This is a genomic window from Streptomyces sp. NPDC107500, assembly GCF_055582785.1.
Genome location: NZ_JBVJPF010000008.1, coordinates 156,905 through 182,175 on the forward strand (window position 1 = coordinate 156,905; position 25,271 = coordinate 182,175).

22 protein-coding genes and 1 tRNA gene are annotated in these 25,271 nt (G+C 72.6%); 10 read left to right on the forward strand and 13 right to left on the reverse strand.

The features are described 5' to 3' along the window. The first annotated feature begins 44 nt into the window (after positions 1 to 44). Together ACZ67M_RS29940 and ACZ67M_RS29945 are read left to right on the forward strand one after the other, a co-directional pair. On the forward strand, positions 45 to 1,673 hold the full coding sequence (locus tag ACZ67M_RS29940) for a penicillin-binding transpeptidase domain-containing protein (RefSeq protein WP_361357795.1): 1,629 nt from the start codon (positions 45 to 47) through the stop codon (positions 1,671 to 1,673). A gap of 108 nt (positions 1,674 to 1,781) precedes the next feature. Continuing rightward, the gene (locus ACZ67M_RS29945; protein WP_469853627.1) at positions 1,782 to 3,452 is read left to right on the forward strand and encodes a penicillin-binding transpeptidase domain-containing protein; all 1,671 of its coding nucleotides are present in this window, start codon (positions 1,782 to 1,784) and stop codon (positions 3,450 to 3,452) included. Positions 3,453 to 3,485: 33 nt separating this feature from the next. Here ACZ67M_RS29945 and ACZ67M_RS29950 read toward each other — a convergent pair whose 3' ends face one another. Continuing rightward, positions 3,486 to 3,863, reverse strand: coding sequence for an SsgA family sporulation/cell division regulator (locus ACZ67M_RS29950; protein WP_469853628.1), 378 nt, complete (start codon positions 3,861 to 3,863; stop codon positions 3,486 to 3,488). A 164-nt stretch (positions 3,864 to 4,027) separates the two neighbouring features. Here ACZ67M_RS29950 and ACZ67M_RS29955 point away from each other — a divergent pair, with 164 nt between their 5' ends. From ACZ67M_RS29955 to ACZ67M_RS29970, 4 genes are all read left to right on the forward strand, one after another. Continuing rightward, on the forward strand, positions 4,028 to 5,098 hold the full coding sequence (locus ACZ67M_RS29955) for an energy-coupling factor ABC transporter permease (protein WP_469853629.1): 1,071 nt from the start codon (positions 4,028 to 4,030) through the stop codon (positions 5,096 to 5,098). 1 nt (position 5,099) lies between these two features. Beyond that, complete coding sequence (gene cbiQ / locus ACZ67M_RS29960) at positions 5,100 to 5,861, forward strand: cobalt ECF transporter T component CbiQ (RefSeq protein ID WP_469853630.1); 762 nt, start codon at positions 5,100 to 5,102, stop codon at positions 5,859 to 5,861. Then, positions 5,849 to 6,607 carry an energy-coupling factor ABC transporter ATP-binding protein gene (locus ACZ67M_RS29965; protein WP_161330693.1) on the forward strand — a complete coding sequence of 253 codons (759 nt, stop codon included), beginning with the start codon at positions 5,849 to 5,851 and terminating at the stop codon, positions 6,605 to 6,607. The genes cbiQ and ACZ67M_RS29965 overlap by 13 nt, the downstream gene beginning before the upstream one ends. A 71-nt stretch (positions 6,608 to 6,678) precedes the next feature. Beyond that, complete coding sequence (locus tag ACZ67M_RS29970; RefSeq protein ID WP_469853631.1) at positions 6,679 to 7,899, forward strand: serine hydrolase domain-containing protein; 1,221 nt, start codon at positions 6,679 to 6,681, stop codon at positions 7,897 to 7,899. On the opposite strand, the gene ACZ67M_RS29975 is transcribed toward ACZ67M_RS29970, so the two are convergent. From ACZ67M_RS29975 to ACZ67M_RS29995, 5 genes are all read right to left on the reverse strand, one after another. Continuing rightward, positions 7,890 to 8,165, reverse strand: coding sequence for a DUF1876 domain-containing protein (locus ACZ67M_RS29975; RefSeq protein ID WP_125493354.1), 276 nt, complete (start codon positions 8,163 to 8,165; stop codon positions 7,890 to 7,892). The genes ACZ67M_RS29970 and ACZ67M_RS29975 overlap by 10 nt on opposite strands. A 103-nt stretch (positions 8,166 to 8,268) precedes the next feature. After that, complete coding sequence (locus ACZ67M_RS29980) at positions 8,269 to 9,114, reverse strand: EamA family transporter (protein ID WP_469853632.1); 846 nt, start codon at positions 9,112 to 9,114, stop codon at positions 8,269 to 8,271. Continuing rightward, entirely contained in the window at positions 9,111 to 9,614 is a 504-nt protein-coding gene (locus ACZ67M_RS29985) for a YbaK/EbsC family protein (protein WP_361357774.1), read from the reverse strand. The genes ACZ67M_RS29980 and ACZ67M_RS29985 overlap by 4 nt, the downstream gene beginning before the upstream one ends. Positions 9,615 to 9,777: 163 nt before the next feature. Then, complete coding sequence (locus ACZ67M_RS29990; protein ID WP_385800077.1) at positions 9,778 to 12,018, reverse strand: MMPL family transporter; 2,241 nt, start codon at positions 12,016 to 12,018, stop codon at positions 9,778 to 9,780. A 113-nt stretch (positions 12,019 to 12,131) separates the two neighbouring features. Beyond that, positions 12,132 to 12,761, reverse strand: coding sequence for a TetR/AcrR family transcriptional regulator (locus ACZ67M_RS29995; protein WP_361357768.1), 630 nt, complete (start codon positions 12,759 to 12,761; stop codon positions 12,132 to 12,134). 157 nt (positions 12,762 to 12,918) lie between these two features. On the opposite strand from ACZ67M_RS29995, the gene ACZ67M_RS30000 reads away from it, so the two are divergent. Then, on the forward strand, positions 12,919 to 16,263 hold the full coding sequence (locus ACZ67M_RS30000) for a S41 family peptidase (RefSeq protein WP_469853633.1): 3,345 nt from the start codon (positions 12,919 to 12,921) through the stop codon (positions 16,261 to 16,263). Between the two features lie 96 nt (positions 16,264 to 16,359). Here the strand turns inward: ACZ67M_RS30000 and ACZ67M_RS30005 are convergent, their stop codons facing one another. The 4 genes from ACZ67M_RS30005 to ACZ67M_RS30020 all read right to left on the reverse strand — a co-directional run bounded on the left by ACZ67M_RS30005 (position 16,360) and on the right by ACZ67M_RS30020 (position 20,003). Continuing rightward, positions 16,360 to 16,551: a hypothetical protein gene (locus ACZ67M_RS30005; protein ID WP_122617504.1), complete on the reverse strand. Its 192-nt coding sequence runs from the start codon at positions 16,549 to 16,551 to the stop codon at positions 16,360 to 16,362. A gap of 88 nt (positions 16,552 to 16,639) precedes the next feature. Beyond that, complete coding sequence (locus ACZ67M_RS30010; RefSeq protein WP_361357762.1) at positions 16,640 to 17,533, reverse strand: SDR family oxidoreductase; 894 nt, start codon at positions 17,531 to 17,533, stop codon at positions 16,640 to 16,642. Beyond that, positions 17,530 to 18,474, reverse strand: coding sequence for an alpha/beta fold hydrolase (locus ACZ67M_RS30015; RefSeq protein ID WP_361357759.1), 945 nt, complete (start codon positions 18,472 to 18,474; stop codon positions 17,530 to 17,532). Before ACZ67M_RS30015 ends, ACZ67M_RS30010 begins: the two co-directional genes overlap by 4 nt. Continuing rightward, entirely contained in the window at positions 18,471 to 20,003 is a 1,533-nt protein-coding gene (locus ACZ67M_RS30020) for a flavin-containing monooxygenase (RefSeq protein WP_469853634.1), read from the reverse strand. Before ACZ67M_RS30020 ends, ACZ67M_RS30015 begins: the two co-directional genes overlap by 4 nt. Positions 20,004 to 20,145: 142 nt before the next feature. On the opposite strand from ACZ67M_RS30020, the gene ACZ67M_RS30025 reads away from it, so the two are divergent. Both ACZ67M_RS30025 and ACZ67M_RS30030 read left to right on the forward strand, forming a co-directional pair. Beyond that, a complete protein-coding gene (locus tag ACZ67M_RS30025; protein ID WP_392102623.1) occupies positions 20,146 to 20,799 on the forward strand; it encodes a MerR family transcriptional regulator in 654 nt (217 codons plus the stop codon). 136 nt (positions 20,800 to 20,935) lie between these two features. Continuing rightward, the gene (locus ACZ67M_RS30030; RefSeq protein ID WP_392102622.1) at positions 20,936 to 22,264 is read left to right on the forward strand and encodes a recombinase family protein; all 1,329 of its coding nucleotides are present in this window, start codon (positions 20,936 to 20,938) and stop codon (positions 22,262 to 22,264) included. A 6-nt stretch (positions 22,265 to 22,270) separates the two neighbouring features. On the opposite strand, the gene ACZ67M_RS30035 is transcribed toward ACZ67M_RS30030, so the two are convergent. Next, entirely contained in the window at positions 22,271 to 23,074 is an 804-nt protein-coding gene (locus ACZ67M_RS30035) for an exodeoxyribonuclease III (RefSeq protein ID WP_392102621.1), read from the reverse strand. Between the two features lie 69 nt (positions 23,075 to 23,143). Here ACZ67M_RS30035 and ACZ67M_RS30040 point away from each other — a divergent pair, with 69 nt between their 5' ends. Beyond that, positions 23,144 to 23,629 carry a GNAT family N-acetyltransferase gene (locus tag ACZ67M_RS30040; protein ID WP_469853635.1) on the forward strand — a complete coding sequence of 162 codons (486 nt, stop codon included), beginning with the start codon at positions 23,144 to 23,146 and terminating at the stop codon, positions 23,627 to 23,629. A 164-nt stretch (positions 23,630 to 23,793) separates the two neighbouring features. Here the strand turns inward: ACZ67M_RS30040 and ACZ67M_RS30045 are convergent. Both ACZ67M_RS30045 and sepX read right to left on the reverse strand, forming a co-directional pair. Then, a tRNA-Ala gene (locus tag ACZ67M_RS30045) sits at positions 23,794 to 23,867 on the reverse strand. A 96-nt stretch (positions 23,868 to 23,963) separates the two neighbouring features. Beyond that, on the reverse strand, positions 23,964 to 25,214 hold the full coding sequence (gene sepX / locus ACZ67M_RS30050) for a divisome protein SepX/GlpR (protein ID WP_392102620.1): 1,251 nt from the start codon (positions 25,212 to 25,214) through the stop codon (positions 23,964 to 23,966). Positions 25,215 to 25,271: the final 57 nt, after the last annotated feature.

Genomic DNA, 25,271 nt, shown 5'->3' on the forward strand with positions numbered 1-25,271 from the left:
CGGCGCGCGGAAGCTCGGACGGGGAAACGGGGAGGGGACTGCCGATGGGCAGGGGGGTGAAGGTCGCCGTCATAGGCGGCGTATTCGCGGTGATGGTCGGCGGGGCCGGGTACGGCGCGTACAACGTTGTCTCGGCGCTGGACGGCGGGGGATCCGGCGCCGCCGGGGCGTCGGTCAAGAGCGGGCCGCCGAGCGCGGACGAGGTCGAGGAGACGGCCGGGAAGTTCTTCGCGGCCTGGGAGAAGGGCGACGCGACGACGGCGGCGTCGCACACGAACAACGCCTCGGTCGCCACGACGCTGCTGACGGCCTACGGCGAGGCGGCGCACATCTCCGGCGTCGAGATCACGCCCTCCGCCGCGGCCGGCGCGTCCGTGCCGTTCACCGTGAAGGCGAAGGTGTCGTACGAGGGCACGACCAAGCCGCTGACGTACGAGAGCACCCTGAAGGTCGTGCGCGGTGAGACCAGCGGGCGGGCGCTGGTGGACTGGCAGCCGTCCGTCGTCCACCCCGCGCTGAAGGACGGGGACACCCTGGTCACCGAGGAGTCGGCGACCCCGCAGATCGAGGCCGTCGGGCGGGGCGGCGAGGTGCTGACGAAGGAGAAGTACCCGTCGCTCGGACCGGTCCTGGCCACGCTCCGGGAGCGGTACGGCGCCGAGGCGGGCGGCACCCCGGGCGTCGAGCTGGTGGTCCGGCACACCGCCCAGGAGGCCCCCGACTCCCCGTTGCTGACGCTCAGCAAGGGCGAGCCCGGCAAGCTGCGCACGACGCTCAGCGCAGGCGTGCAGGCGGCGGCCGAGAAGGCCGTGAAGCGGTACGGCGAGTCGTCCGTGGTCGCGGTCAGGCCCAGCACCGGCGAGGTGCTGGCCGTGGCCAACAACCGCGCGGACGGCTTCAACGCGGCCTTCCAGGGACGCGTCGCCCCCGGCTCCACCATGAAGATCATCACCGCCGCGATGCTCATCGACAACGGCGTGACCTCGATGAACGGACCCGCCCCCTGCCCCAGCACGGCGACCTGGCAGAGCCAGACCTTCAAGAACCTGACGGGCCTGGAGCCGAACGAGGGAGCCACGCTCGCCAACACCTTCATGCGGTCCTGCAACACGGGCTTCATCAAGCTCGTCGACGAGGACCCGCTCTCGGACTCCTCGCTGACCCAGGAGGCCCAGGAGCGCTTCGGGCTGGGCGGGGACAACTGGCAGACCGGCATCGTCTCCTTCGACGGCAGGGTCCCCGCGTCCGGCGGCCCGGACCGCGCGGCCAACGCCATCGGCCAGGGCGAGGTCCAGATGAACCCGCTGAACATGGCGTCGGTGACGGCGACCGCGGTCACCGGCGAGTTCCGCCAGCCCTATCTGGTCCCCCGCGACCTGGACGACCGCGAGTTCGCCACCGCCAAGGGCCTGCCGCAGAGCACCGCGGCGCAGCTCAAGCAGATGATGCGGCTCACCGCCACCCAGGGCACCGGCCGGCCGGCGATGGCCGGTCTCGGCGGCGACATCGGCGCGAAGACCGGGTCGGCCGAGGTCGACGGGCAGACCACGTCCAACAGTTGGTTCACCGGCTTCCGCAACGACGTCGCGGCGGCGGCGATGACCGAGGAGGGCGGCCACGGCGGCGACGCGGCCGGCCCGATTGTCGCGGACGTGCTACGAGCGGGCGGCTGAGGGCAGCGGCCGCGGTGCATGCCCCTACTGTGGTCGGGTCGTTGGAAGCATGAGGCAACGAGGGCATCGAGCGGCCCGGGATCCGGGCGCCGAAGAGGACGGGACGCAGTGAGCAGCAGAAGGGGCGCCGGCGAACGGCGCAGGACGGCACCCGCCGTGATCGGTGGGGTGGCCGCGGTGGTCGTGGCCGGTGCCGGGTTCGGCGCCTACGCGATGTTCGGCGGCGAGTCCGGCACCGAGGACGACGCCAGGACCAAGTCCGCGGCGGCCGACGAGGTGAAGTCGGGCCCCCTGACGGCGGCCGAGATCACCTCGACGGCGCAGGGGTTCCTGACCGCGTGGCAGAAGGGCGACACGGCCGGCGCCGCCGCCGCGACCGACGACGCGGAGGCCGCGGCGGCCCTGCTCGCCGGCTACGCCAAGGACGCCCGGATCAAGGACGTCACCCTCACCGCGGGCACCCCGGCCGGGGAGAAGGTCCCGTTCTCCGTGAAGGGCACGGTCGCCCACGGGAAGACGACCGCGCCACTGGCGTACGACAGCGCGCTGACCGTCGTGCGCCGGGCCGGCGACGGCGAACCCCGCGTCGACTGGCACGCCGCCGTCGTCCACCCTGAGCTGAAGGACGGCGACAAGCTCGTCACCGGCGAGGCCGGGGACCCGCCGGTGAAGGCGCTGGACCGGAACGGCGCCGAGATCACCGCCGCGAAGTACCCCTCGCTCGGCAGCGTCCTGGACGGCCTGCGCGAGAAGTACGGCGACAAGGCCGGCGGCACCCCCGGCATCGAACTGCGCGTGGTCCGCGGCAAGGAGTCGAAGGCGGCGAAGGTCGCCGACAAGACCCTGCTGGAGCTGAGCAAGGGCACCCCCGGCACCCTGAAGACGACCCTGGACCCCGCCCTCCAGGCGGTCGCCGAGAAGCAGGTGGACGGCAAGGAGCGCGCGTCGGTGGTCGCGCTGCGCGCCTCCACCGGCGAGGTCCTCGCGGTCGCCAACGGCGGCCACGGCTTCAACACCGCCTTCCAGGGCTCCCTCGCCCCGGGCTCCACGATGAAGGTCGTCACGGCCTCGATGCTCATCGAGAAGAACCTGGCGTCGATGGACAAGAAGCACCCGTGCCCGAAGTACTTCACCTACGGCGGCTGGAAGTTCCAGAACGACGACAAGTTCGAGATCAAGGACGGCACGTTCAAGGCGAGCTTCGCCCGCTCCTGCAACACCGCCTTCATCAGCCAGGCCCCGAAGCTGAAGGACGACGACCTGACCCGCCAGGCCAAGGAGGTGTTCGGCCTGTCGATGAACAACTGGTCCGTCGGCGTGTCCACCTTCGACGGTTCGGTCCCGGTACAGAGCAACGCCCAGATGGGCGCCTCCCTGATCGGGCAGGGCGGGGTCCGGATGAACCCGCTGAACATGGCGTCGGTGTCGGCGACCGTGAAGTCGGGCGGCTTCCACCAGCCCTACCTCGTCGCCCCCTCGGTCGACGGACGTGCCCTCGCCACCGCCTCCCGCACCATGTCGGCGGGGACGCTGGCGCAGCTGCGCGAGCTGATGTCCTACACGGCGGCGTACGGCACCGCGGCGGAGGCGATGGCCGGGGTGAGCGGTGACGTCGGCGCGAAGACCGGCTCGGCGGAGGTCGACGGCCAGAAGCAGCCCAACGGCTGGTTCACCGCGTACCGGGGCGACGTGGCCGCGGCGGGCGTGGTCCAGCAGGGCGGCCACGGCGGCGAGACCGCGGGTCCGCTGGTGGCGGCGCTGCTGAAGGCGGGCGGCTGACCGCTCGGCGCGGTCCGGCACGCGGCCGGTGGCTCAGTGAGCCACCGGCTGTGCCGCGGCGGTGTAGGTGCGGCGCAGGAAGCGGATGAGCGGCTTGGTCTCGAACTGGACCACCGAGCAGCCCTGCGGGGAGTGGAACTCGACGACGGCCTGCACCCGGCCGCACGGCCACACCCGCACCTCGCCGGTCCCGGCGGGCGCGCGCAGGCCCTGTTCCAGCAGGTCGCGGGGGAAGGTCCACTCCCGGACACCGGGGGCGCGCCCCCGCGCGGGCAGCGCGACGCTCACGGATCGCGGGTCGCGGTCGGGGTCGTAGCGCAGGACGACGGGTATCGCTCCGCCGTCGTCCTGGCCGGGGTGGTCCGCGTCCGTGAGGATGTGGGCTCGTGCGTACTGCTCGACTACGGACATCGGATGCCCCTTACGCTCTGCCACCTGTGCGAAAGCTCTGCGTCCACCCCCACTCCAATGTCCCATATTTTCCCATTCACGCCCTTCCGGCCGAATATCACATGTGAGATCAGCCTTTACCTCGCTCTTGCGAACCACTCGCAACTGGTCCCTATCATCGAACCGTGCATGTACCTGACGGATTCATCAACGCCCCGACCTCCGCCGTCACCGGCGTCGTCGCCGCCGGCGCCATCGCGGTCAGCCTGCGCGGCGCGCGCCGTGAGCTGGACGAGCGCACGGCGCCCCTGGCCGGGCTGGTCGCGGCGTTCATCTTCGCGGTGCAGATGCTGAACTTCCCGGTCGCGGCCGGGACCAGCGGGCATCTGCTCGGCGGCGCGCTGGCCGCCATCCTCGTCGGCCCCTTCACCGGCGTGCTGTGTGTCTCCGTCGTCCTGCTCATGCAGGGCATCCTCTTCGCCGACGGCGGGCTGACCGCGCTCGGCGTGAACATCACGGACATGGCGATCGTCACCACGGTCGTCGCCTACGCCCTCTTCCGGGGCCTGGTGAAGGTCCTGCCGCGCACCCGCCGCTCGGTCACCGTCGCCTCCTTCGTCGCCGCCCTCGTCTCGGTGCCGGCCGCCGCCCTCGCCTTCACCCTCCTGTACTGGATCGGCGGCACCACCGACATCGCCATCGGCAAGGTCGCCACCGCGATGGTCGGCGTGCACGTGCTGATCGGCATCGGCGAGGCCGCGATCACCGCGCTGACCGTCGGCGCCGTCATCGCCGTACGCCCGGACCTGGTGTACGGGGCGCGCGGGCTCCAGCAGCGGCTCAAGCTGCGCGTGAACGGCGAACTGGTCGACGCCCCCGACACCCCCGGCGCCGGACCCGCCCCGGCACCGGCCCCCGCCGCCGCCCGTTCGCACCGCAAGCTGTGGATCACCGGGCTGGTCACCTCCCTCGTCCTCGCCGGCTTCGTCAGCTTCTACGCCTCCGCCAACCCCGACGGCCTGGAGAAGGTCGCCGCCGACAAGGGCATCGACGAGAAGGCCGAGGAGCACGCGAACGCCGACTCCCCGCTCGCCGACTACGGCGTCGAGGACATCGCGAACGCCCGTGTCGCCGGCGGCCTCGCGGGCGTGATCGGCGTCGGTGTCACGGTCGTCGCCGGCAGCGCGGTGTTCTGGACCGTGCGCAGGCGCCGCAGCGACGACGCCTCGCCGACGAACACGGACACCACCGTCTGACATGGGTGCCGGCCACGCCCATCGGCTCCACCGGCCCGGGGACTCCCCCGTGCACGGGCTGCCCCCGCACACCAAACTCGCCGCCACGTTCGCCTTCGTGGTCGTCGTCGTGTCGACGCCCCGCGAGGCGATATGGGCCTTCGGCCTCTACGCGCTGCTGCTCGCCGCGGTGGCGTACGCGGCCCGCGTCCCGGCGGGCTTCCTGCTCAAACGGCTGCTGATCGAGGTGCCGTTCGTCGCGTTCGCGGTGCTGATGCCGTTCGTGGCGGAGGGCGAGCGGGTCGAGGTGCTCGGCATGTCGCTGAGCGTGAACGGCCTCTGGGGCGCCTGGAACGTCCTGGCCAAGGGCACCCTGGGCGTCGCCGCCTCCGTACTGCTCGCCTCCACCACCGAGCTGCGCTCCCTGCTGCTCGGCCTCCAGCGGCTGCGGCTCCCCCCGCTGCTGGTGCAGATCGCGACCTTCATGATCCGGTACGGGGACGTGATCACGGACGAGATGCGGCGGATGCGGATCGCCCGGGAGTCGCGCGGCTTCGAGGCGAGCGGCGTCCGGCACTGGGGCGTGCTCGCCAAGTCGGCGGGCGCGCTCTTCATCCGCTCCTACGAACGCGGCGAGCGCGTCCACCTGGCCATGGTCAGCCGCGGCTACGCCGGTTCCATGCCGGTCATCGACGAGGTGACCGCGTCCCGGGCGCAGTGGTCGTACGCGATGGCCCTCCCGGGTGCGGCGCTCGTCGTCTGTCTGCTGGGATGGACCCTGTGACCGCTTCCCTGGACGTCTCCGGCCTCGCCTACGCCTACCCCGACGGGCACCAGGCCCTGTTCGGCGTCGACTTCTCCGTCGCCCGCGGCGAGCGGGTCGCGCTGCTCGGGCCGAACGGCGCGGGCAAGACGACCCTGGTCCTGCACCTCAACGGCATCCTGACCGGCGGCGCCGGCACGGTCACCGTCGCCGGGCTGCCGGTGGACAAGCCGAACATGGCGCAGATCAGGCGCCGGGTCGGCATCGTCTTCCAGGACCCCGACGACCAGCTCTTCATGCCGACCGTGCGTGAGGACGTGGCGTTCGGACCGGCGGCGGCCGGGGTGAAGGGGCCGGAGCTGGAGGCGTGCGTGGACCGGGCGCTGGCGCTGGTCGGCATGGCGGAGTTCAAGGACCGGCCCCCGCACCACCTGTCCTTCGGGCAGCGGCGCCGGGTGGCGGTGGCGACCGTGCTCGCCATGGAGCCGGAGATCCTGGTCCTGGACGAGCCCTCCTCCAACCTCGACCCGGCCTCCCGCCGCGAGCTCGCCGACATCCTGCGCTCCCTGGACGTCACGGTCCTGATGGTCACCCACGACCTCCCCTACGCGCTGGAGCTGTGCCCCCGCGCCCTGATCCTCAGCGACGGCGTGATCGCGGCCGACGGCCCGACCGCGGGCCTGCTCTCCGACGAGGCGCTGATGCGCGCCCACCGGCTGGAACTGCCCTTCGGCTTCGACCCGCGGTCCGTGTCGACGGGCGGGTGAGGAATCACCGGCGGTCGGTGGCGGTTGCATCCACTGGCGCGGGCGACCGGAAGGGACGTACAGAGGTGGGCGTGGACGTGCACGGCACAGTGGCCGAGGGCTTCGAGCCGGTGAGGGACGCGTTCGCGGGCAACTTCGCGGCGCTCGGCGACCGGGGCGCGGCGGTCGCCGTCTACCGGGACGGGCGCAAGGTCGTCGACCTGTGGGGCGGCAGCCGCGACGTCGACGGCACCGAACCCTGGCGCCGGGGCACCGCCCAGGTCGTGCGCTCGGCGACCAAGGGCGTCGCCGCCGCCGTACCGCTCCTGCTGCACCAGCGCGGGGAGCTGGACCTGGACGCGCCGGTGGGCGAGTACTGGCCCGAGTTCAAGGCGCACGGCAAGGAGCGCGTGCTGGTCCGGCACGTGCTGAACCACCGGGCCGGGCTGCCGGTCCTGGACCGCCCGCTGACCCCCGAGGACGCCCTCGACCCGCTGCGCGGCCCGCGGGCCGTCGCCGCCCAGGCGCCCGTCTGGGAGCCGGGCACCGACCACGGCTACCACGCGCTGACCTACGGCTGGCTGCTGGACGAGCTGGTCCGGCGGGTGACGGGCGGGCGGGGCGCCGGGGAGTGGATCGCCGACGAGATCGCGCGGCCGCTCGACCTGGACCTGTGGCTGGGGCTGCCGGCCGCGGAGGAGGCGGCGGGCCGCGCCGGGCGGGTCGGGCGGCTGGAGGACCCCGACCCGGGACCGTCCGGGAGCGGCCCGCGGCTGCGCCCCAAGCGCGCCGTCACCGAGGCCTACGCGGACCCCGGCTCGCTCACCCGCCGTGCCTTCGCCGCGATCACGCCGTTCCCGGACCAGAACGACCCGGCCTACCGCGCGGCCGCCCTCCCGGCGACCAACGGCGTCGCGACCGCCGACGGGCTGGCCCGCTTCTACGCCGCGCTGATCGGCGACGTGCACGGGGTGACCCGGCGGGTGCGGCTGTTCGACCCGGCGACCATGGAGCGGGCCCGGGCCGAGGAGTCCGCCGGGCCGGACCGGGTGCTGGTCGTGGGCACCCGCTTCGGCCTCGGCTACATGCTGCACGGCAGCGCCTCGCCGCTCCTGTCCCCCGGCTCCTTCGGCCACCCGGGCCGCGGCGGCGCCCTCGGCTTCGCCGACCCGGAGGCCGGTGTCGCCTTCGGCTACGTCACCAACGGCTTCCGCAAGACGGTGACGGCGGACCCGCGGGCCCAGGCGCTGGTGCGGGCGGTACGGGAGTCGCTGCGGCGGACCGGCTCGGACGTGGGCACCCCTCAGACGTGAATGGGGTGTGACGTCCGCCCCGACGCCGCGTCGATCTCGTCGTGCGCCTTGGTGAGCAGCTGCATGGCCAGCTCGTTCAAAGCGCGGGCCCCCGCGACCTCCTCACCGACCCGTGGCTGCTGGGAGTCGATCCGGTGCCGGCTGGCGTGGCCGTGCGCGCGGACCTCGGTGCCGTCGGGGAGCCGCACCATGGCGACCGCCCGCGTGTGCTGGTCGTCCTCCATGAACTCCATCTCGACGTGCCATCCCACTGCGGTGTGCATCATGAGGATCACCTCCGGAAGACCTGCTTCCAGGGTGCTCCTCACGGCCGCCGCCCGCACCATGCCGGCCGCTCCGGCCCCTCCCGCGTGACGCGTGGGGTGCGGCTCATCCCGTGTGCAGCATCAGCCCGATCCCGACGACCAGCAGCCCCGCGGCCGCGATCCGGGGCGCCCCGAACCGCTCCTTGAAGAAGAGGGCCCCGATCGCCGCGCCGACCAGGATCGAGGACTCGCGCAGGGCGGCGATCGGCGCGAGTTCGGCGCGTGTCTGCGCCCACAGGACGAGTGCGTAGGCGCAGAAGGAGAGCACCGCGCCGAGCACTCCCAGTCCGGCCCGGGGCCGCAGCAGCGCCCAGGCGCCGGCGCGGTGGCGGTAGAGGAAGTAGGCCGGCAGGACCGTCCCCTGCACCGCCATCAGCCAGGCGACGTACCCGAGGGAGGACCCGGAGGCGCGGACGCCGAGCCCGTCGACCACCGTGTACGCGGCGATGCTCACGCCGGTGGCGAGGGCCGCGCCGATCGCCGCCCAGTCGGGCCGGCGTCCGCGCAGCCCCCACAGGGCGACGCCGGTCAGTCCGGCGCAGGCCAGCAGGACCCCGGCGGTCGCCCAGCGGTCCGGCACCTCGTGGGCGAATACGGCGGCGAGGACGGTGACCAGCAGCGGCGCGCTGCCGCGGGCGATCGGGTAGGCCTGGCCGAAGTCGCCCAGCCGGAAGGACCGCATCAGCAGGGCGTAGTAGGCGATGTGCAGAACGGCGGAGACCAGGAGGTACGGCCAGGCCGCGGCCCTCGGGAACGCCGTGAACGGCAGCATCGCGAGGCCGATGAGCATCCCGCCGCCGGATATCAGCGCGAAGCCGGTGAGCTTGTCCGTAATCCGGTGGGCGATCGCGTTCCAGCCGGCGTGCGTGACGGCGGCGAGCAGGACGGCGCCGGTGACCAGTGGGGTCACGCGGAGCGCTCGCGCACGTCCACGAGGGTGGCGCCGGCGGTGGTGACGAGGTCCTCGGGCGCCATCGGGAACACGGCGTAGGGGGTGCCGGCGGCGGCCCAGACGACCTCGTGGGCGAGGAGCGAACGGTCGGCGAGGACGCGGGTCGGGTTGCGGTGCCCGAAGGGCGGGACGCCGCCGATCGCGTATCCGGTGGTCTCCCGCACGACGTCGGCCTTGGCCCGGGTGACCTTCTGCGCGCCGAGTTCCTCCCGGACGCGCTCCAGGTCGACGCGGGAGGCGCCGTCCATGAGGACAAGGACGGGCACGCCGTCGGCGGCGAAGATGAGGGACTTGCAGATCTGGCTCAGCTCGCACCCGATCGCGGCGGCGGCCTCGGTGGCGGTCCGCGTGGCCTCGGGGAAGCGCCGGGCCCGGGCGGCCAGATCGCCGAGGCCGAGTCCGTTCAGGGCCTCGGTGAAGCGGGGGTGGGCGGCGGAGGCGTCGTCGGTGGTGGTCATGGACGGCACGGTAGCGGTCCGTGTAGCCGGCATGCGACCCGGTTCCGCGGCGCCCCGGGCGGGCCGGGTACGGCCCCGTGACGGAGGAAGCCGGTGAGGGCAGCCCCGTCCCCACGGAGCCCTCACCGGCTGGTCTTTCTGTCCTCCTGTCAGAGGCGGCGGGTCAGGTGCGCACCAGTTCCCGGTCCTCGTCGGGGCCGGAGCCCCGCTCGTCGGCCGTGCGCAGTCCCTCGCCCTCGACGTCCACGTTGGGCAGGGCGCGGTCCAGCCACTTCGGCAGCCACCAGGCCTTCTTGCCGAGCAGTGCGAGCACCGCCGGGACGAGGGCCATGCGGACGACGAAGGCGTCGAAGAAGACGGCGATCGCCAGGCCGAAGCCGATCATCTTGACCATCGACTCGCTGGAGCCGATGAAGCCCGCGAAGACCGCCATCATGATGACCGCGGCGGCGGTGACGACCCTGGCTCCGTGCTTGAAGCCGGTGACGACCGCCTGGCTGGGCTTCTCCCCGTGGACGTACGCCTCACGCATGCGGGTGACCAGGAAGACCTCGTAGTCCATGGCCAGGCCGAAGACCACGCCGACCATGAAGATCGGCATCATCGACATGACCGGGCCGGTCTCCTCGACGCCCATCAGGCCGGACAGCCAGCCCCACTGGAAGACCGCGACGACCGCGCCGAGCGCCGCCATGACGGAGAGCAGGAAGCCGAGCGCCGCCTTCAGCGGGACCAGGATCGAGCGGAACACCACGATCAGCAGCAGGAAGGCCAGGCCGACGACGAGGACCAGGTACGGCAGCAGCGCGTCGTTCAGCTTCTCGCTGACGTCGATGTTCATCGCGGTGGAGCCGGTGACCAGGGTCTCGGCGCCGGTGTCGGCCTTGATGTCGCCGCCCGCGTCGCGGATGGCGTGCACCAGGTCCTCGGTCTGCACGGAGGACGGCTTGGAGTCCGGGATCACGCTGATCGTCGCCGTGTCGCCGCCCTTGTTGGGGGCGGGCGGGGTCACCGCCACGACACCGTCGAGGCCCTCGATCTCGTCGGAGACCTGGGTGAAGGCGTCCTTGGGGGCGTCGCTGCCCTTGGCGTCGACGACGACCAGCAGGGGGCCGTTGAAGCCGGGCCCGAAGCCCTCGGAGAGCAGGTCGTAGGCGCGGCGCTGGGTGGTGGACGTCGGCTGGGAGCCGTCGTCGGGCAGGCCGAGTTCCAGGTCGGAGGCGGGGATCGCGGCGGCGCCGAGGCCGATCACGCCGAGGAGGAGGACGGCCAGGGGGCGGCGGACGACGAAGCTCGCCCAGCGGGTGCCCAGGTTGGCCTTGGCCGGTCCGGCGTCCTTCTTCGGCTCGGTCTTCGCACCGCCCCGGCGACGGCCCAGGAGCCCGCCCTTCGCGCCGGCCGGCTTGACCCGGCGTCCGGCGTAGCCGAGCAGTGCGGGGATCATGGTCAGGGCGATCAGGACCGCGATGGCGACGGTGCCGGCCGCCGCGATGCCCATCTTGGTGAGCATCGGGATGTTGACGACCGCCAGGCCCACCAGGGCGATGACGACGGTGAGGCCGGCGAAGACGACCGCGGAGCCCGCGGTGCCGACCGCCCGGCCCGCCGCGTCCTCGCGCTCACGCCCCTCGGCGAGTTCGGCGCGGTAGCGGGAGACGATGAACAGGGCGTAGTCGATGCCGACCGCGAGGCCGATCATCATCGCCAGGATGGAGGTGGTCGAGCCCAGCTCCAGCGCACTGGCCAGCGCGGTGATCGAGGAGACGCCGATGCCCACGCCGATCAGGGCGGTGAGCAGGGGCAGCCCGGCCGCGACCAGCGAGCCGAAGGTGATGACCAGGACGACCGCGGCGACCGCGATGCCGATGATCTCGGTGGCGCCGGTCTCCGGTACGGCCTGGAGCGCGTCACCGCCGACCTCGACGGTCAGCCCGGACTCCCGCGCCTGCTCGGCGGCGTCCTCCAGGGCGTGCTTGGTGGACTCCTCCAGCTCCATGCCGGAGACGTCGTAGCGCACCGACGCGTAGGCGATGGTGCCGTCCTTGCTGACGGCGTTGCCGGTGTACGGGTCGGCGACCGAGGCGACCTCGGAGCCGTCCGCCAGTTCGTCGACGGTCTTCTCGACCGTCGCCTTGTTCCCGGCGTCCGTCATCTTCTCGCCGGACGGTGCCTTGAAGACGACGCGGGCGGTCGCCCCGTCGGCGCTCTGGCCGGGGAAGCGCTGTTCCAGCAGGTCGAAGGCCTTCTGGGCCTCGGTTCCGGGGATGGAGAAGGACGTGGAGCCGGCGGGCGGGGCGCTGGCCGCGCCGACGCCGGCGAGCGTCAGCAGGGCCACCCAGATCAGGGCGACGAAGTGCCGTCGGCGGAAGGCGAGCCGTCCGAGTTTGTAGAGGAACGTGGCCACGGGGGCGTACTCCCGGTCAGGTCGTGGGAACTTCGGGGCAGGGGTGATCGGCCCGACGACGTGAGCGGTGACGTCAGATGGGGCTCAGCAGGGGGTCGCAGCCGAGGGGTCGGCTACAGGGACGTGTCAGACGTGCCAGACGTGTCAGTGGTGGAGACGCCGAGTGCGGGGAGGATCACGGCGTCGATGTAGGAGGCGAGGAAGTCCCGGGTCGGCGGCTGGTCGTCCAGCAGCGTGCGGGTGGCGAAGCCGCCCACCATCATGTGGACGAGGAAGTCCAGGGCCGGACAGTCCGGTCTTATCTCGCCACGGTCGACGGCGCGTTGCAGCACCCGCCGGAACTCCCCCATCTCGGGTTCGACCAGCTGGTCCCGGAACGCCTGTCGCAGGTCCGGGTTCTGGTGCAGCGCCATGGCGACGCCGCGCATCAGCGCGGAGTTCTGTTCCATGGTGCAGTCGTCCTCGCGGGCCATCACGGCGTGCAGGTCGCCGCGGAGCGAGCCGGTGTCGACGTCGCCGATCTCACCGGGCTTGTTGTGCCGGATGGCCTTGACGACCAGCTCGGCCTTGCCGCCCCACTGGCGGTAGAGCGTCGCCTTGCTGGACCGCGTACGGGACGCGACGGCGTCCATGGTCAGCGCGTCGTACCCGACTTCCCGGAGCAGGTCGAGCACGGCCTCGTACAGCTCGGCCTCGCGCTCGGGAGTGATCCGACTGCGACGCGCGGTGGTTGCCCCGGTCATCTCGCTCACTCCTCTCCAGTCCACTCTGTCAGAACGACACCGTTTCGTACATGACGAATGTACCCCGCCCACTAGCGAAACGAAACGGTTTCGTTCGTGTTCTGGGTCACGGTTGTCGGCTCGCCATAAGTTGCCGGTACCCGGAGCCCGGAAAAGCATGGGGTGGGTGAGTTATCTGCGCCTTCCGCACCTCAGTGGCGACCAGCTCTGCTTCGTGGCAGAGGACGACCTCTGGCTCGCGTCCCTCGACGGACCGGGCCGAGCCTGGCGGCTCACCGTCGACCGCACCAAGGCCGGCCACCCGCGCTTCTCGCCCGACGGCCGGCACATCGCGTACACCAGCTGGCGCAGCCTGGTGCCGGAGGTCCACCTGGTGCCGGTGGACGGCGGCCCCGGCCGGCAGCTCACCCACTGGGGCGGCCTAGACACCCGGGTCTGCGGCTGGTCCCCGCCCGATCCCGACGGCACCACCGCCGTCCTCGCCGTCGCCTCCCACGGCGAACCCTTCTCCCACCTCACCTGGGCCTACAAGGTCGGCCCCGACGGCGACCCCGGCCGCAAACTGCCCTGGGGCCCGGTCACCGACATCCAGGCCGCCGACCTCGACGGGGAACGCCGGACCCTGCTGCTCACCGGCACCCCGCCGCACGAACCCGCCGCCTGGAAGCGCTACCGGGGCGGCGCCACCGGCCGGCTCTGGCTGCACGGGGAGCGGCTCCTGCCCGACCTCGGCGGACACCTGGCCGCCCCCATGTTCGTCGGCGACCGGATCGCCTTCCTCTCCGACCACGAGGGCGTCGGCAACCTCTACTCCTGCGCCCACGACGGCACCGGCCTGCGCCGCCACACCGACCACGACGCCTTCTACGCCCGCAACGCCGCGAGCGACGGGACCCGGGTGGTGTACCAGTGCGCGGGCGACCTGTGGATCGTGGACGACCTCGCGTCCGGCTCGGTGCCGCGCCGGCTCGACGTACGCCTCAGCGGGCCGCGCGCGGGCCGGCGTACGTACCAGGTGCCCGCCGCCCAGAACGTCGGCGGCATCTCCGTCGACGAGACGGGCCGCGCGAGCGCCGTCGTCGTCCGGGGCAGCCTGTACTGGCTCACCCACCGCGACGGCCCCGCCCGCACCCTCGCCGACACCCCGGGCGTACGGGTGCGGCTGCCGGAGATGCTCGGCGAGAGCGGCCGGATCGCGTACGTCACGGACGCGGCGGGCGAGGACGCCGTGGAGATCGCCCACCTGCCCCGGGCGACCGGGGGCCGGGCGGCCCGGCGGGCGGCCACCGGGGGGCTCGGCCGGATCCTGGAGCTGGCCTCGGACCCCGCCGGCGACCGCCTCGCCGTCGCCTCCCACGACGGCCGGCTGCTGCTGCTCGACGTCGCGGAGGAGGACGCCGCAACCGCGGAGGACGCGGAAGGAGAGGGCACGGAGAACCCGGCCCGGGACGCCGACGGCACCGCTGCCGCCTCAGGCGGCGTCACCGAGCTGATCCGGTCCGTCAACGGCCCCGTGACCGACCTCGCCTTCTCCCCCGACGGGACCTGGCTCACCTGGTCCCACCCGGGCATCGGACGCTCGCTGCGCCAGATCAAGATGGCCCGGATCAACGGGCAGAACGGACACGACCCGCTCGTCGTCGACGTGACCGACGGACGCTTCGAGGACGAGAACCCCGTCTTCACCCGGGACGGCCGCTACCTCGCCTTCCTCTCCTGGCGCGGCTTCGACCCGGTGTACGACGTGCACACCGGCGACCTCTCCTTCCCGCTGGGCTGCCGCCCCTACCTGGTCCCCCTCTCCTCCGCGACCCCCTCCCCCTTCGCCCTCAACCCCGAGGGCCGCCCCGCCGCCGGCGGTCTCGACCCCCTGGAGGACGAACCCGGCGAGGGCGGCGCCGTCACCGTCGAGGTCGAGGGCCTGGCGAGCCGGGTGACCCCCTTCCCGGTCACCGCCTCCAAGTACTCGGCGCTGCAACCGGTCGCCGGCGGCGGCCTGGTCTGGCTGCGCTGGCCGATCTCGGGCGCGCTCGGCGAGACCTTCGCCAACCCGGCCGACCCCAGCGAGCGGCCCACCCTGGAGCACTTCGGCCTGGCCAAGGCGAAGAAGTCCGAACTGGTCGACCACCTCGACTGGTTCCGGGTCAGCGGCGACGGCACCCGCCTGGTCGTGCTCGACGAGGGCGACCTGCGCGCGGTGCCCGCCACCGAGGCCGGCGACAGCGACTCGACCACCTGGATCGACCTCCGCCGCATCCTGCACGTGGTCGACCCGCCCGCCGAGTGGCGCCAGGCCTACGACGAGGCGGGCCGACTGATCCGCGCCTACTTCTGGGACCCCGGCATGTGCGGCATCGACTGGGACGCCGTCCTCGACCAGTACCGTCCGCTGGTCGAACGGGTCGCCACCCCGGACGAGTTCGCCGACCTGCTGCGCGAGGTGCTCGGCGAACTCGGCACCTCCCACGCCTACGTCGCCGCCGCCCGCCGCAACGAGGGCCCGGCGCACTACCAGCGCCGGCAGGGCCTGCTCGGGGCCAACCTGGTCTGCCGGGAGGGCCACTGGGTGGTCAAGCGCATCCTGCCCGGCGACTCCTCCGACTCCAAGGCCCGCTCCCCACTGGCCGGCACGGGCATCCGCGAGGGGGCCGTACTGACCCACGTGGACGGCCGCCCGGTGGACCCGGCGGCGGGCCCGTATCCGCTGCTGGCGGGCGCGGGCGGTACGACGGTGGAGCTGACCTTCTCACCGGCCGAGGGCACCGGAGGACCGTCCCGCAGGGTCGCCGTCGTACCGCTGGTCGACGAACGCCCCCTGCGCTACCAGGACTGGGTCGCCAAACGCCGCGAGGTCGTCCGCGAGTTGAGCGGCGGACGGTGCGGCTACCTGCACATCCCCGACATGGGCGGCTCCGGCTGGGCCCAGTTCAACCGCGACCTGCGCATGGAGGTCTCCCGGCCCGCGCTCATCGTGGACGTGCGCGGCAACGCCGGCGGGCACATCAGCGAACTCGTCGTCGAGAAGCTCACCCGCACCATCCTGGGCTGGGACCTCACCCGCGACGCCCAGCCGGTGTCGTACGCGTCCACCGCGCCGCGCGGCCCGGTCGTCGCGGTCGCCGACGAGGCCACCTCCTCCGACGGCGACATGATCACCGCCGCGTTCAAGCTGCTGCGCATCGGTCCGGTCGTCGGGCAGCGCACCTGGGGCGGCGTGGTCGGCATGACCGGCCGGCACCGCCTCGGCGACGGCACGGTGATCACGGTGCCCATGAACGCCGCCTGGTTCGACGCGTACGGCTGGTCCGTGGAGAACTACGGCGTCGCCCCCGACGTCGAGGCGCTGCGCACCCCCCTGGACTGGGCCGAGGGCCGCTACCCGGTCCTTGACGAGTCCGTGCGGCTGGCGTTGGAACTGCTGCAGACCAACCCGCCCGCGACGCCGCCCGGTTACGCCGAGGTACCGGACCGATCCCGTCCGCCGCTGCCGCCCCGGGGCTGAGAACAGCGGCCCGGCCGCCCGGACATGGCCGCCCGGGCATGAGCAAGGGCGCCTCCCGTACGACGGGGGGCGCCCCTTCACCTCAGCGGCGACGGATCAGGCGTTGTCGCGGTGCTGCTCGAAGCGGTCCTCCGCTTCCCGGCGACGCGAGGACGGGTCCATCTCGTCCTCACGCTCGTCGCGACGGCGGTCGCGGTTCTGGAACTGGTCCTTCGCCTGCTCGGCCCGCTGCTTGCCCTGCTGCTGCATGCGCTCGGCCTTGTCCTGGAACTGGTCCTTCATACCCATGTGGGTTCACTCCTGTGGTGATCGGGCCCGACCGCTTCGGCCGGGCGCTCGATCAGATTCACACGAGCCGTGACCCTGCGCATGTCGATCACTTACGGACCGTAGTCGCCCCTGACCGGCCCTGTTCGTCGGCCGCTCCACCGGCGCCGACCAGGCCCATGCGGACCCCGTTCAGCCGGTCCCCGAACCGCCGCATCTCCCGCTGCCCGACGGTCCCGACGAGGGAGGGCAGGTAGCCGCGCATGCCCTGCATACCGCGCAGCCACCACTGCCCGTAGACGTGCGCGGAACGGCGCTCGATGCCCTCCACGAGCCGGTCGACCGCCGGGCCCAGCGGATAGGTCTTGTTCGACGGCCAGGGCAGCCGCTGCCGCAACTCGCGCATGACGTCGTCCTGGTCGGCACCGCGCACCATGTCCGTGTCGGTCCACGAGAGGTAGCCGACGCCGACCTTCACACCCCGGTGCCCGACCTCGCCGCGCAGACTGTGCGCGTACGCCTCCACACCGGACTTGGACGCGCAGTACGCGGACATCATCGGCGCGGGCGTGATCGCGGCCAGCGAGGCTATCTGGAGCAGGTAGCCACGGCTCTCCAGCAGCGCCGGCAGGAAGGCGCGGCCCGTCACCGCCGACCCGACCAGGTTGACCTCGATCACCCGCCGCCAGGACTCCGGGTCGGAGTCGACGAAGGGACCGCCGCTGGCCACACCCGCGTTGGCGACGACGATGTCGATCCGGCCGAAGCGCTCCTTGACCTCGGCCGCGACCCGGGCCATCGCCTCGTGGTCGGTCACGTCGGCGTGCCAGTGCTCGCTCTCGCTGTGCAGCCGTGAGGAGACCTGCTTGAGCGCGTCGGGCTCCAGCCCCACCAGCGCCACCTTCACGCCGCGCGCCGACAGCTTGCGGGCCAGCAGTTCCCCGACACCCCGCGCCGCTCCGGTGACGACGGCGACCCGCCCTTCCAGGCTCACCCTGCTCATGCGCTCTCCTCGGCGTGTACGGCACGCTCGCTGCGTGCGCTGGGTATGTGGGCGGCGGCGAGCGCCCGTATCTTCCCGGTGACCAGTTCCGGCGCCTCCACCGGCGTCATGTGGCCCAGCCCCTCCAGCTCCGTCAGGCCCACGCAGTCGGGCAGCGCGGCGGCCAGCGACCGGGCCTGCACGGGCGGGGTCAGCCGGTCGGCGGTACCGACCACGATCTCCACCGGCATCCGCAACTCCCGTACGCCGTGGTCGAGATCGAGCAGGTCGAGCACCTGCGACCAGCCGTGCCGGACCCGGCGCGGGCAGGCGTGCACGATGCGGGCACAGGCCTCGATCATGTCCGGGCCCGAACCGGGGCCCATCGTCCCGTACCTGAGGATCCGCCGGGCGAGGGGCGTGACCGGCCCGAGCGGCGCCCGGGAGCCGAGGATCCGCCGGGTCAGCCAGGTGCGCACCCGGCCCTCCCCGAGCGGCACCACGGTGGCGGACGCCACCAGCCGCGAACTGCCCGTGCTGCACAGCAGAACGGCCGCCACGTGCTCACGCACCGCGGACCTGGTCGCCGCGGCCATCACCGTCATCCCACCCATCGAGTGCCCGGCGACCACCGCCCGTTCACCCGGCGCGAGCGTCGCCTCCAGGACCGCTTCCAGGTCGTCGGCGAGCGGCTCGGTGCCGTACGCCGGGTTCGCCGGACTGCGGCCGTGACCGCGCTGGTCGTAGGCGACGACCCGGTGGTCGGCGGCCAGTTCGCGGACCTGCGCCGCCCAGAAGGAGGTCGAGCAGCACCAGCCGTGCGCCAGCACGACCGCGGGCGCCCCCTCGGGGCCGTGCACCTCCACGTGGATCCGGGCGCCGTCGGCGGCGGTGACGGTCAGTTCACGGGCGGGGACGGGCGGGGCGTACCGGCCCTCCGCGTCACGCAGCAGGCGGCTCACGCGCTCACCTCGGAGACCGGCTCGGCGTCTTCGGCGGGCCGGGCGGCGGGCGCGCGCAGCACGTCGTACTCCGCGAGGTCCACGCGCCGCGTCGCCCGCCGGAACTCGGCGGTCGTACCGGGCCAGACGGTGGTGTTGCGGCCGCTGGCGTCCAGGTACCAGCTGGTGCAGCCGCCGGTGTTCCACACGGTGCGCTTCATCCGCTCCTGCACCCGGTGGTTCCAGTTCCGCACCGCGGCCGGGCGGGCGTCGAGGGCGGTGCGGCCGCCGAGGACGTCGATCTGGCGCAGGTAGTCGGCCATGTAGTTCAGCTGGGACTCGATCATCAGGATCATGGACGAGTTCCCCAGGCCGGTGTTGGGTCCGATGACCGTCATGAAGTTGGGGAAGCCCGCCGCCGAGGCGCCGCGCAGCGCCTCCATGCCGCCCTTCCAGGTCTCGGCGAGGGTCCGCCCGTCCGCGCCCACGACCCGCTCGGCGATGGGCATGTCGGTCACGTGGAAGCCGGTGCCGAAGATGATCACGTCGGCCTCGGCCTCGGTGCCGTCGGCGCCGACGAGGGTGGACCCGCGCACCTCGCTGAGTCCGGCGGCGACCACGTCGACGTTGGGCTGGGCGAGCGCCGGGTAGTAGCTGCTCGACAGCAGGATGCGCTTGCAGCCGATGCGGTAGTCGGGGGTGAGCTTGGCGCGCAGCTCCGGGTCCTTGATCGAGGCGCCCATGTTGCGCTTGGCGATCCGCTCGATAAAGCCCAGCTCGTTGGGGTGCTTGGTGAAGGCCTGCACCTGGAGTTCCCGGATGCCCCACAGCAGCCCGCGCCGCACCTTGGTGGTGGCGGGCACCGCCCGGTGCAGGGCGCGCTCGGCGCCGCTGATCGCCCGGTCCATGCGGGGCATCACCCAGGCCGGGGTGCGCTGGAAGAGGGTGAGGCGGTCGGCCTTCGGCTGGACGGCCGGCACGATCTGGATGGCGGAGGCGCCGGTGCCGATCATGGCGACGCGCTTGCCGGTGAGGTCGTGGTCGTGGTCCCAGCGGGCGGAGTGGAAGACCTTGCCCGGGAAGGAGTCGAGACCGGGGATGTCCGGGACCTTGGGGTCGGACAGCGGGCCGGTCGCGGACACGACGACGTCGGCGGTGAGGTTCCCGCTCGCCGTCTCGATCTCCCACCGCAGCTGCTCGGTGTCCCACGCCATCCGCTTCACCTCCGAGTCGAAGCGGAGGTGGGGACGGAGCCCGAAGGTGTCGGTGACGTGCTCCAGGTAGGCGCGGATGTGCTCCTGCCCGGAGAAGGTGCGCGGCCACTCGGGGTTGGGCGCGAAGGAGAAGGAGTACAGGTGCGACGGTACGTCGCAGGCGCAGCCCGGATAACTGTTGTCGCGCCAGGTCCCCCCGACGCTCCCCGCCCGCTCCAGCACGACGAAGTCCGTGATCCCTTCGCGCCGCAGCCGCACGGCGGCCCCGAGGCCGCCGAAGCCGGACCCGATCACCGCCACCCGTACGTGTTCCTGAACCTGCTCGTGCTCGGCCATCCCGGAGCCTCCACGCTTAGCCTGGACCGTCTGGAACCATGCCAGTGAACACTGGCGCAATGGGAGAGTAGAACAGCTCCGTACTCATGGGTAGGGGTCACGCGAAGGAAAGTTACCGGCGGTACGACTTAAGGTCGGTGACGTGACCGAGAAGCGTGAATACCGCATGGAGGAACTGGCCGGGCTGGCCGGCATCACGGTGCGCACCCTGCGCTTCTACCGCGAACGCAAACTGATCCCGCCACCCCGCCGCGAGGGCCGCATAGCCTGGTACGACGACCACCACCTCGCCCGCCTGCGCACCATCGCGGCGCTCCTGGAACGCGGCCACACCCTCAACGGCATCGCGGAACTCGCCGACGCCTTCGACCACGGCCGCGACGTCGGCGACCTGCTCGGCCTCGGCGAGCCCACCGAGGAGACCCCGGTCCGCCTCACCCCCGAGGAACTCGCCGCCCGCTTCGAGGGCGAGGTCACCCCCGAGAACCTGGCCGCCGCGATGGACCTCGGCTACCTGGGCACCGACGGCGACGAACTCGTCCACATCAGCCACAGCCTGCTGGAGGTCTCCTCGGCCCTGGTCCGCGAGGGCATACCGCTCGCCGAGGTCCTCCAGGCCGGCGCCCGCGTCCGCGAACACGCCGACGCCCTCGCCGAACTCTTCACCACCCTGATCCTCCGCCACGCCCCCGAACAGGACCTCCACCGCCTACGCCCCCTGGCCCGCAGCGTGGTGGAGGCGGAACTCTCCCTGGCCCTGGACCGCCGGACCCGGAAGCGGACGGAGCCTTCCTGACCCGTTCACCCCATCGGGCTACTCATCAGGAAAGCGGTAACGCAAGTCAGTTCCCGCTCCGACAGTGAGATCGAAAGGCCCCGGCGGCTGTGCGACCAGCCCCGGGGTACGGCCGACACTCCCCAGGAGCGCCGACATGCCCCAGCGTAGCCACGGACCGTCCCCTCAAGGCTCGATCGCCGCAACGGCGCCCCAACAGACCAGAGCGCTCGGTGTGCTGCGCATCAGCCAGCTCACGGAGGTGACCACAGCACCAGACCGACAGCGCGCCACGATCCACCGGTGCGCACAGCGGCTCGGCTTGACCATCGTGGCCGAGACGGCGGACCTCGGCGTATCGGCCCGCAGCAAGTCCCCGTTCGAACGGCCGTCACTGTCGATCTGGCTGCGCCATCCCACGGAGTACGACGCCATCGTCTGGTCACACGTCGACCGAGCGGTACGGTCCTTGGCGCACATGGCCGAACTCCTCGCCTGGGCCCGACGGCACACGCGGACACTCGTATTCGGCGGACAGGGCGACGACAGTCCGATCGTCGTGCGACCCCAGACCGACGACGCGGTCATCCAGCGATGCATGGACCTGGCCAAGGTCGCCGAGCAGGAGGCCGAGACTCTTTCCGCCCGGCTGACCAGCAGTCACGCCGCATTGCGCATGATCGGCCGCTACGGGGGCGGCCTCGTTCCGTTCGGCTACCGGAAAGCGCCCCACCCGTCCGGCAGCGGCTGGTGCCTGGCCCCGGACCCCGAAGCCGCCGCCGTGGTCCACGCCATCGTGGCGGACGTGGAAACGGGGTCGTCCCTCATCGCGATCGCGCGAAGGCTCAACGACGCCTGCGTACCGGTCCCACGAGACCGTCATGCCCAGCTCCAGGGCCGCCCCACGGGCGGCCGCCGTCACGGGCGCGACTTCGAGCGGTTCCGGTGGACGTCCGGCACCCTGTCCAAGGTGCTGCGCAGTCCGTCGCTCATGGGGCACCGGATCCACCAGGGACAGACCGTGCGGGACGGCGAGGGGGCACCCGTGCTGATCGGTCCGCCGTTGCTGACGGAGGACGAGTTCGGCCGCCTGCAGACACTGCTGCGAGCCCGCTCGAGCCACAACCATCACAGGAACCCCACGAACGCCATGCTCACTGCGGTCGCCCACTGCTCGGGGTGTGATGGGCGCATGTACTTCGCCGCGCGCAAGGGCCGTCCCCATGGCGACTACGCGTGCCGGGCGACGGCTCGCGGCGACGTGTGTTCCGCGCCCGCGTCGATGCGCTCGGACTGGCTGGAGTCCTACACGGTCGCTCGGTACAAGGAGGTCACCAGCAGCGAGGTGCCGGTGACCCGCGAACTGCTCCTCGCCAGCGGCGCTCGCGTCAACGTGGCCAAGGGGCGCTGCGGCGGTGGTCCGGCCAGGCTGGCCGGACCGGACACCTCGCGACTTTCCTTCACCCTCGGCAACTCCTCGTCGTGAGGTCCGTCACGACTCGAAGACCACCGTCACGGGTGCGTGGTCCGACCACCGTTCCGCGTGGCTGGCTGCTCGCTCGACAAACCCCTTGACCGCGCGGGCGGCCAGTGCCGGGGTAGCGGCGGCGAGATCGATTCTCCAACCTGAATCGTTATCAAAGGCCCGCCCCCGGTACGACCACCACGAGTACGGCCCCTCGGCGTCCGGGTGCAGTGCGCGCACGACGTCCACGTAGCCGCCCTCCGCCGGGTCGAGGACGCGGCTCAGCCAGTCGCGTTCCTCCGGCAGGAAGCCCGAGTTCTTCTTGTTGGCGCGCCAGTTCTTCAGGTCGGCCTCGCGGTGGGCGATGTTCCAGTCGCCGCAGACGACGACCTCGCGGCCCTCGGCGGCGGCGCGCTCGCGCAGTTCCTTGAGGTAGGCGAGGAACTCGCCCATGAAGCGGACCTTCTCGTCCTGGCGCTCGGTGCCGACCTCGCCGGACGGGAGGTAGAGGGAGGCGACCGTCACACCGGGCAGGTCGGCCTCGACGTAGCGGCCGCTGCCGTCGAACTCGGCCGAGCCGAAGCCGACGCGGACGGCGTCGGGCTCGCGCCGGGTGTAGAGGGAGACGCCGGCCCGGCCCTTGGCGGCGGCCGGCGCGTGTGTGACGTGCCAGCCGTCGGGCGTACGGACGTGCTCGGGCAGCTGCTGGGGCTCGGCCCGCACCTCCTGGAGGCAGAGCACGTCGGCGGCGGTGTCGGCGAGCCACTCCACGAAGCCCTTCTTCGCGGCGGCGCGCAGACCGTTCACATTCACGGAGGTCACGGTGAGCACCAGGGCACGATACCGGCACACTGGACGGTGCCCCGATCCCGGATCTCGCATTAATATACGGTAGGTAGCATGAACATTCGCCGGGTCGCCTTCGACCACCCCGACGCCGTCAAGCTCAACGACGAGGTCCAGGCCGAGTACGACGTCCGCTACGGCGACGGCGGCGACGCCACGCATCTGGACGCGTCGGACTTCGCGCCGCCGAACGGCCTCTACCTGGTCGCGTACGACGAGAGCGAGGCCCCGGTCGCCTCGGGCGGCTGGCGCGGCCAGGACGCCAACGACGAGGGGAACCTCGACGGGGACGCCGAGCTGAAGCGGATGTTCGTCATAGAACAGGTGCGTGGCCGCGGGGTGGCCCGCCGCATACTGGCCGCCCTGGAGGAGGACGCCCGCACGGCGGGCCGGACCCGGATGGTGCTGGAGACGGGCACGAAGCAGCCGGAGGCCGTGGCCCTGTACCTGTCCAGCGGCTACGAGCCGTGCACGAAGTTCGGCTACTACCGCTTCCACGAGGACAGCCTCTGCTACGCGAAGGCCCTCCAGGTCCCCTAGGGTCTCGCCTCCTCGGCGCCCGTGCCGTTCGGCGCGACCCTGATGGCGGATCAGGTTGGGGTGTGACACCGCACACAGGGTCGCGCGGCGCGCGCGGGTGGGCCAGGCAACGACGAAGGTCCCGCCCGGTCGTGATGACCGGACGGGACCTTCGACAATGTGCGTGGACCTGTGGGGATTTGAACCCCAGACCCCCTCGATGCGAACGAGGTGCGCTACCAGACTGCGCCACAGGCCCTTGCAACGAGTGAAACTTTAGCACCCCGACCGGCCTGCTCAAAAATCCGTTCCGGGACCGCGGCGGGACGGCCCCGGACGGGCCCACCAGGCGGGTCTACTCGTTGGCGGCGCGAGGGCGGCCGCCGTCCTCGTACTGATCGAAGAGCGGTGTGCGGCCGCGCTCCCGGGCCCGGCGGGCGGAGGCGGCGCGGCGGGCGTCACTGCGGGCCGGCGTCTCCGCGCGGTCCTCGGCGGGATCGGCGGGGCGGTCCGGCGCGGGGGCGGACACCGCGTCCTCCTGTTCGGGGGTGACGGCGCTGGAGCGGGCCGAGCTCCAGGCGTCGGGCGCCGCGAGGTCCACGTCGGGCGTGGCGCGCGGGGCGACCGGTGCGGTGACGTAGGTGGGCAGGGGCACCGGTACCGGGTCCCAGCTGTCGCCGCGGGGGCGCCCGCGGGGTTCGCGCTGCTGGTCGACCCACTCGGCGTGGTCGGTCTGCTCGACCAGTGCCCGCCGGTCCGCGGCGAGCGCGGAGAGCCCGGCGTCGGCCTCTGTCTCGGGCCCTTCGTCCAGTTCCTCGGCGTCGGGGTCGCCGACGGCACCTACGGGGTCGGACTGCGTGCGCCTCCCCGGCGGCCGGGGGCCGCGGTCGCGCAGCCGCTGCGCGGCGACCTCGGCCTGGCGGCGGTCCATCTGGAAGGCGAACCGGCGGCGTTCCTGCGTGCGCAGGTAGGCGATGTAAGCGCTGAGCAGCAGTGCGGGCACGCCGGGAGCCCACAGGAAGGCGAGTCCGCCGACCGCCGCGACGACCGAGCCGAGTGTGAAGGCCAGGAACAGCATCACGGTGGTGCGGCGGCGGCGTGCGAGGACCTTGGTGCGCCGGGCACGGGCCGCGGCCTCGGCGGAAACGGGTGCGCGGCGGGCCTGCGGGACCCGTCCCCGTGCCGCTGGGGCGCCGGAGCCGGTGGTGCGGCCCGGGTGTTCCGGGGACGTGCCGGGTCTGGGGCCCTGCGCGGGTGCGCCCTGCTCCGGGCGCGCCTTCTCGGGCCGTTCCGCGGGGTGCTGCGGTGGGGTGGGCCGGGTGTGCCGTCGGGTCCGGGACACGGCGAAGGCCCGGACGTCCACCGAGTCGGTGACGGCGTCCGGGGCGTCGGTGTCGGGCTCCGCCTCGTCGGCGGGGCGCGACCGCAGGTCCTTGGCGTACCGGCGCTCCATGCCCGCCCGTCCGGACAGCAGCCGGATGGCGGTGCTGAAGCGTTCCGTCGGACGGGCCTCGTTCAGCTCGTCCTGCCTACGGAGCCACATCGGCACCAAGTAGGCGGCCCAGGCCCCGACAATGACTGCGTAGATGAGGCCGCTGCTGCTCACGCCTCACACGGTAGAGGGGTTTCCGTGAGGCCATCCGCCAATTGGGCCGGTGTGTCG

Bases quoted from the DNA above. Each gene is read 5' to 3' on its own strand.
- ACZ67M_RS30005 (WP_122617504.1), bottom strand. From the start codon at position 16,551: ATGGGTATGAAGGACCAGTTCCAGGACAAGGCCGAGCGCATGCAGCAG.
- ACZ67M_RS29950 (WP_469853628.1), bottom strand. From the start codon at position 3,863: ATGTCCGTAGTCGAGCAGTACGCACGAGCCCACATCCTCACGGACGCG.
- ACZ67M_RS30040 (WP_469853635.1), top strand. From the start codon at position 23,144: ATGAACATTCGCCGGGTCGCCTTCGACCACCCCGACGCCGTCAAGCTC.
- ACZ67M_RS30020 (WP_469853634.1), bottom strand. From the start codon at position 20,003: ATGGCCGAGCACGAGCAGGTTCAGGAACACGTACGGGTGGCGGTGATC.
- ACZ67M_RS29965 (WP_161330693.1), top strand. From the start codon at position 5,849: ATGGACCCTGTGACCGCTTCCCTGGACGTCTCCGGCCTCGCCTACGCC.
- ACZ67M_RS30000 (WP_469853633.1), top strand. From the start codon at position 12,919: ATGGGGTGGGTGAGTTATCTGCGCCTTCCGCACCTCAGTGGCGACCAG.
- ACZ67M_RS30010 (WP_361357762.1), bottom strand. From the start codon at position 17,533: ATGAGCAGGGTGAGCCTGGAAGGGCGGGTCGCCGTCGTCACCGGAGCG.
- ACZ67M_RS29985 (WP_361357774.1), bottom strand. From the start codon at position 9,614: ATGACCACCACCGACGACGCCTCCGCCGCCCACCCCCGCTTCACCGAG.
- ACZ67M_RS29995 (WP_361357768.1), bottom strand. From the start codon at position 12,761: ATGACCGGGGCAACCACCGCGCGTCGCAGTCGGATCACTCCCGAGCGC.
- ACZ67M_RS29940 (WP_361357795.1), top strand. From the start codon at position 45: ATGGGCAGGGGGGTGAAGGTCGCCGTCATAGGCGGCGTATTCGCGGTG.
- cbiQ (WP_469853630.1), top strand. From the start codon at position 5,100: ATGGGTGCCGGCCACGCCCATCGGCTCCACCGGCCCGGGGACTCCCCC.
- ACZ67M_RS30030 (WP_392102622.1), top strand. From the start codon at position 20,936: ATGCCCCAGCGTAGCCACGGACCGTCCCCTCAAGGCTCGATCGCCGCA.
- ACZ67M_RS29975 (WP_125493354.1), bottom strand. From the start codon at position 8,165: ATGATGCACACCGCAGTGGGATGGCACGTCGAGATGGAGTTCATGGAG.